Annotated in this window: 8 protein-coding genes; 4 read left to right on the top strand and 4 right to left on the bottom strand. The window is 37.8% G+C overall.

What is annotated here, in order from left to right:
* Window positions 1–19: 19 nt before the first annotated feature.
* The 3 genes from IBX40_10875 to IBX40_10865 form a co-directional block, all read right to left on the bottom strand.
* On the bottom strand, window positions 20–1,033 hold the full coding sequence (locus tag IBX40_10875) for a transcription initiation factor IIB (protein MBE0524820.1): 1,014 nt from the start codon (window positions 1,031–1,033) through the stop codon (window positions 20–22).
* 79 nt (window positions 1,034–1,112) lie between these two features.
* The gene (locus IBX40_10870; GenBank protein MBE0524819.1) at window positions 1,113–1,373 is read right to left on the bottom strand and encodes an H/ACA RNA-protein complex protein Gar1; all 261 of its coding nucleotides are present in this window, start codon (window positions 1,371–1,373) and stop codon (window positions 1,113–1,115) included.
* A gap of 69 nt (window positions 1,374–1,442) precedes the next feature.
* Complete coding sequence (locus tag IBX40_10865) at window positions 1,443–2,087, bottom strand: histidinol phosphate phosphatase domain-containing protein (GenBank protein MBE0524818.1); 645 nt, start codon at window positions 2,085–2,087, stop codon at window positions 1,443–1,445.
* Window positions 2,088–2,119: 32 nt separating this feature from the next.
* Between IBX40_10865 and IBX40_10860 the strand changes: the two genes are divergently transcribed.
* Complete coding sequence (locus IBX40_10860; protein ID MBE0524817.1) at window positions 2,120–2,740, top strand: deoxyhypusine synthase family protein; 621 nt, start codon at window positions 2,120–2,122, stop codon at window positions 2,738–2,740.
* A 692-nt stretch (window positions 2,741–3,432) separates the two neighbouring features.
* Window positions 3,433–3,591 carry a DUF2080 family transposase-associated protein gene (locus IBX40_10855; GenBank protein ID MBE0524816.1) on the top strand — a complete coding sequence of 53 codons (159 nt, stop codon included), beginning with the start codon at window positions 3,433–3,435 and terminating at the stop codon, window positions 3,589–3,591.
* Between the two features lie 82 nt (window positions 3,592–3,673).
* On the opposite strand, the gene IBX40_10850 is transcribed toward IBX40_10855, so the two are convergent.
* On the bottom strand, window positions 3,674–4,117 hold the full coding sequence (locus IBX40_10850; protein ID MBE0524815.1) for an Lrp/AsnC family transcriptional regulator: 444 nt from the start codon (window positions 4,115–4,117) through the stop codon (window positions 3,674–3,676).
* 162 nt (window positions 4,118–4,279) lie between these two features.
* Here IBX40_10850 and IBX40_10845 point away from each other — a divergent pair, with 162 nt between their 5' ends.
* Window positions 4,280–4,720, top strand: a complete 441-nt coding sequence (locus IBX40_10845) for an FKBP-type peptidyl-prolyl cis-trans isomerase (protein MBE0524814.1) — start codon at window positions 4,280–4,282, stop codon at window positions 4,718–4,720.
* Window positions 4,721–4,751: 31 nt separating this feature from the next.
* Complete coding sequence (locus IBX40_10840) at window positions 4,752–5,162, top strand: FKBP-type peptidyl-prolyl cis-trans isomerase (GenBank protein ID MBE0524813.1); 411 nt, start codon at window positions 4,752–4,754, stop codon at window positions 5,160–5,162.
* Window positions 5,163–5,189 lie beyond the last annotated feature (27 nt).

Below are 5,189 nucleotides of genomic sequence, written 5' to 3'. Positions count from 1 at the left end.
TATAATGTCTTTACTTCCATTATAATATTATTTCAATATCCAGCTGCTCGGCCAGTTCTTTATATCTGTTCCTTATAGTAACTTCAGTAACCCCAGCCACTTCTGCCACTTCCCGCTGTGTTCTGCGGTCCCCGCAAAGGATACTGGAGATATAGATGGCCGCTGCTGCGACACCAGTAGGTCCACGACCCGAAGTAAGTTCCTTCTCTGCAGCTTGTCTGAGGATCTCCACAGCTTTGGACTGTACTTCTCCATGCAGGTTAAGTCCTGAACAGAAACGCGGTACGTAGTCAATGGGCGATGTAGGCATAAGTTTCAGTCCAAGTTCCCTGGAAATGAAGCGGTATGTCCTGCCAATCTCCTTTCTGCTTACCCTGGATACTTCTGCGATCTCATCCAGCGTCCTGGGTACACTACACTGTCGGCATGCTGCATATAATGCTGAAGCGGCCACACCTTCGATACTGCGTCCCCTTATCAGATTTTCATCAACTGCTTTTCGATAAACTACAGCCGCGGTTTCCCTGACGTTCCGGGAAAGACCAAGTGCACTGGCCATCCTGTCAAGCTCAGACAGAGCAAATGCCAGGTTTCTCTCAGTGGCATTACTGACCCTGATCCTACGCTGCCATTTTCGCAGCCTGTATAACTGTGCTCTGCTCTTGGATGAAATGGATTTCCCATAAGAGTCCCTGTTTCTCCAGTCAATCATTGTGGACAGACCTTTGTCATGGATAGTATAGGTCATAGGGGCCCCTACCCTGCTTCTTTTCATGCGCTGGTCATGGTCGAAGGCTCTCCATTCAGGTCCCTGGTCTATGAATTCGGAATCTACTACAAGACCGCATTCGTTACACACCAGTTCTGCCCGCTCATAATCGTGTACCAGACTGCGGCTTCCACATTCCGGACATTCTACTTTAGGCTTCTCGAAAGTACCTACTTTTTCCTGCTCTTTTCTGAGTTTAATACCTTCTCGGATTTTGCTTCTTTCAGATCTCTGAATCTCTCTTTCTTTTTCTATTTCAACCATTTATTTTCATTCCCTGACTAATAATATAAAATTATATTTGATAATATTTGTAAAACGGAACTTTAGAATAATTTTTCGTTCAATTAACATAGACGTTTTTATTTTTGAAACCTCTGAGATATTCATTAGTAACATTCTTAAAGAGTTTAACAGAAAAATACGGATGTTTTACAGGCCCGAATATGTCATTGATTTTCCCGATTTTCTTCTTTTTTTTGTCGAAAACTATTGAGTTAATTCCGGGAGATCTTGATTTAATATATATTTTTTCTGTTTCATCCCCTCTAATTACTAAATTCCTATGGCTGGAAGTATGAAGTACTGTTCCAAGTATTTTCAAATATGCACCTCTATGAAAGTAATATATAAAGCATATCTCCGATATATAAAGGTATCGTAAGATTTTATATTAGAGGTTGTTTATTAGATTTAAAGGTTTTGAAATAAGAACGTCTTGTGCATGTTTTTCATTCAACCCCGCACCCATTGCTATTTTAAGAGCATCTTCATCTGTGATCAGGTCATCGGGTGAATGGGAATCAGTTCCTACCACAAGGTTTGCGCCAACTTCTGTTGATATCTTCGCCACATGACCGTTAGCTCGATTATGTCCACAACGGGCTGTGATCTCAAGACATACTCCTAATTCTGCTGCCAATTCCACATCTTTCTTTGATATCAGTCCAGGATGAGCCAGAATATCAGCTTGTGCTTCAATAGCAGCTCTGTTTGTTCCTGTTATTACGGGTTCAACAAGCGTCTCACCATGAACGACAATAATTTCAGCACCCAGTTTTCTTGCCAGATCTACTAATTTTGATATCTTCTGGGGAGGAACATGTGTGATCTCCACCCCTGAGAGTACCTGTATGTCCCAGACATCCTCAATATATTTGGTTTTTTTAATCCCTTTCAATACATGCTCAATATTGGAAAAATCCACATGGTCAGTTATGGCAATTGTAGAATAGCCTTTTACCACTGCTCTGCGCACAAGCTCACTGGGCAGCAGTTCTCCGTCACTGAATATTGAATGGGTATGCAGGTCGATCATTTTATTAATTATAACAATACAATCGATTTTAAATCTATCGTCTTTCAACGATTACAGACATTAATTCTTGTTGTCCTGTATTCAGACCGAAAACCGATCCCTTCAAGAATTGTACTGAGGATTATCATCCTATCGCTGTTGAAGAGGAATTCAGGGAGGCAGACCGGCTGATCGGGAATTTCGGTTCTTCACTTGATGGGAATAAGACGTATTCATCAAGAGAATTCATATCACTGCTGGGTGCCAGGGTTAAAGAACTGGGCGGCAGCAGCGATTCAATTATTGTCAGCGCTTATGAGAATGATGTTCCAATATTCATACCCGCCCTGACTGATTCATCCATCGGCATCGGGCTGGTATATGCACGGCGCAACGGCCATCATGTGATTGTTGACCAGATCAGGGATGCTGACGAGATCACCAGAATGGTTGAGCAGTCCACAAAAACAGGTGTGGTGTATGTGGGCGGCGGTGTGCCCAAGAACTTTATAACTGTGATAAAAAAGCCATCTTCCCTATCAATATATCTCATTGTTTCAGATACACACAACTTACTATCTGTTACATATATGAAATCAGGACTTCCTTTTAGTTCTCTGAGTGAATCCCAGGTTTCAATATGTGTTGTATCATCTGTCCTGTTTCCATCATAACCTTTGTAATGTATAGGAACCGCACCATCAGATGTAACTGTTAGATCAAAAACCAGTTGTTTTAAATCAGGCCTATGGTCTTTGTTATAGCCACGAATTATTTCAAGCGTCTCCTTCCCGCGCTTTTTGTCTCCATTTGCATCTTCATACTCCCCATGGAATGTTATTGAAGTTGAATCATTGTGAAATTGATCCATCTTAAGATCAAACTCACGGACTGCTTTGAGAACAATTTCAGTCATGAGACTGGCCCTGTCAGTGTCGAACAATTTTTCAAGAGCCCTACCAATTCTGTCATCGTTGAGAGAATCAACTTGTTCAGTTTTAAGATTAAAAAGCTGAGAATCAAAAAGTGTTACCCATTCATTGAATCCATAAACCGGTAAACGGCCCATTATGATATTCCTTAAAAATATGCCAATGGATGTATATGGCATAATATGGTTACTTGGGTCTGCATACGGCATTGCACATTTTATAATCTCATCAAGACCTAACCTATCGATGAAGTGGTTTATGATCGGTAATGCGTCTATTGTTTCCGATTTTAATTCAAGTGATTCTGCATTATTCATATTGTTCACCTGACTAGAGCGAATTTGACAAATATTTTCCAAACTAAGATCAATAATTTGATATCTATTAGGATAATGACCACAAAGTATTTAAGGATATCCAAGGATATCCATAATATGAGAAAAGTCCAGGTTGGAGATAAAGACTTTGTCTTGCAAGAACAGGTTGAATTAATTTATGAAAAAACGATTACACCTTTTGGTAATTCTGCAAAAATAGACGCTCCTAAGAAATACAGGGGTTGGAGAGCATATGTCATCATTGTAAAGGACTAATCAGTTTATTTTGACCAACAACCAGTAAAATTGGTTAAAATTAAATGCGATTAAAACGGTTTTGAGATGTGCGGAAAGTAAGCTAAATATTATATACCGTATCTTTAATCCTTTTTGTCACAATCTCCACAGAATAATTCTGTATGGGAAAATGAAGTAAAAGTTTATTATTAATAAAATTCGACAAATCCCCCTCATCATCGAATAATCCAACAGCCTTTATTGAATATTGTCCAGTTGTCTGATATATCTTTATAAATTCATCAATCTCAATCAAATTTTTTAAACTACTTTTCATCTTTTTCGGCTGCATTTCCAGATTAAAAAAAGCAAGTGTTTTCTTTCCAAATTTACTAGGGTTTAAAAGAATTGTATAATTATTAATATATCCTTCGTTTTCCAATTTTTCAAGTCGGTATCTGACACCATTTTCACTTAAATTAACCTGATTCGCGATCTCTGATATTGGAATTCTGGCTCCATTTTGAAGAATCTTAAGAATTTTTTCATCCTTTTTACTGACCATGAATTACATTAAAAATCTTTCTGTACTTAAATTATTCCGATTTTATGTAAAATCTTCATTTTCTGCAGATATTTCGTTCAATTTTCTATTATTTATCAAATTAATTACTTATAAGGTTGAATTATATTTGCCCATTCATAGACGATAGAGGTGAATTGAAATATGGTAAAAGTTGAAATGGGAGATGTTGTAAAGATTCATTATGAAGTTGAATTCGAAGATGGAACAATATTTGAATCAACCCTAGATAAGGAGCCGTTGAAATTCACAACTGGAAATAATGAAGTAATTGTGGGTTTGGAGCAAGCAATATTAGGAATGAGTCCAGGATTATTGAAAAAAGTAAAAATTCCATATGAAAAGGGGTTTGGCCCTTTTCAAAAAGATTTGGTTGTCGAAATAGGCAGAGAACATCATCCATATTCTGAACCTGAAATCGGGCAGATGGTAAAGATCGTTCCACTCAATGAAAAGTTACCTTCAAATGTTTACCGAGTAATTGATTTTTCTGAATCTACCATTACTTTTGATGCAAATCATCCTTTAGCAGGTAAAGATCTGATTTATCATATACAGTTGATCGATTTTGAAAAAAAGAATTAATCAACTTTTTGAGATTAAAGGTGAAATAAAAATGAAAGTGGAAATACAGGACACAGTTCAAATTCATTATAAATTGGAATTGGAAAACGGGACTACCTTTGAGTCAACCTATGATCGTGAACCTATGGAATTCAAGGTAGGTAATAATGAAATAATATCCAGTGTTGATCGGGCAGTATTGGATATGAAGCAAGGTGACACAAAAAGAATTACAGTCCCGTATGAAAATGGATTTGGACCATATCGAAAAGATCTAGTTGTTGAAATTGATCGAGAAGAATATCCCTATCCTGAACCTGAAATCGGGCAGATGTTAAAACTCGCCAGTCCTGCGGAAAATGGTTCTCAACAAATTGCCAGGGTAATAGATTTTTCAGAATCTACTGTCACATTAGATTCAAATCATCCTCTGGCAGGCAGGTTGTCCCAAAACTCCTTGTAAACAGCAGATTATTACATTAATGCCATG

The organism is Methanosarcinales archaeon (genome assembly GCA_014859725.1).
GTDB lineage: Archaea > Halobacteriota > Methanosarcinia > Methanosarcinales > Methanocomedenaceae > Kmv04.
The sequence above is the reverse complement of the archived record's forward strand: the minus strand, read 5'-3'. Positions and strand labels throughout refer to the sequence as shown.

Bases quoted from the DNA above. Each gene is read 5' to 3' on its own strand.
- IBX40_10875 (MBE0524820.1), bottom strand. From the start codon at position 1,033: ATGGTTGAAATAGAAAAAGAAAGAGAGATTCAGAGATCTGAAAGAAGC.
- IBX40_10865 (MBE0524818.1), bottom strand. From the start codon at position 2,087: ATGATCGACCTGCATACCCATTCAATATTCAGTGACGGAGAACTGCTG.
- IBX40_10855 (MBE0524816.1), top strand. From the start codon at position 3,433: ATGAGAAAAGTCCAGGTTGGAGATAAAGACTTTGTCTTGCAAGAACAG.
- IBX40_10850 (MBE0524815.1), bottom strand. From the start codon at position 4,117: ATGGTCAGTAAAAAGGATGAAAAAATTCTTAAGATTCTTCAAAATGGA.
- IBX40_10845 (MBE0524814.1), top strand. From the start codon at position 4,280: ATGGTAAAAGTTGAAATGGGAGATGTTGTAAAGATTCATTATGAAGTT.
- IBX40_10840 (MBE0524813.1), top strand. From the start codon at position 4,752: ATGAAAGTGGAAATACAGGACACAGTTCAAATTCATTATAAATTGGAA.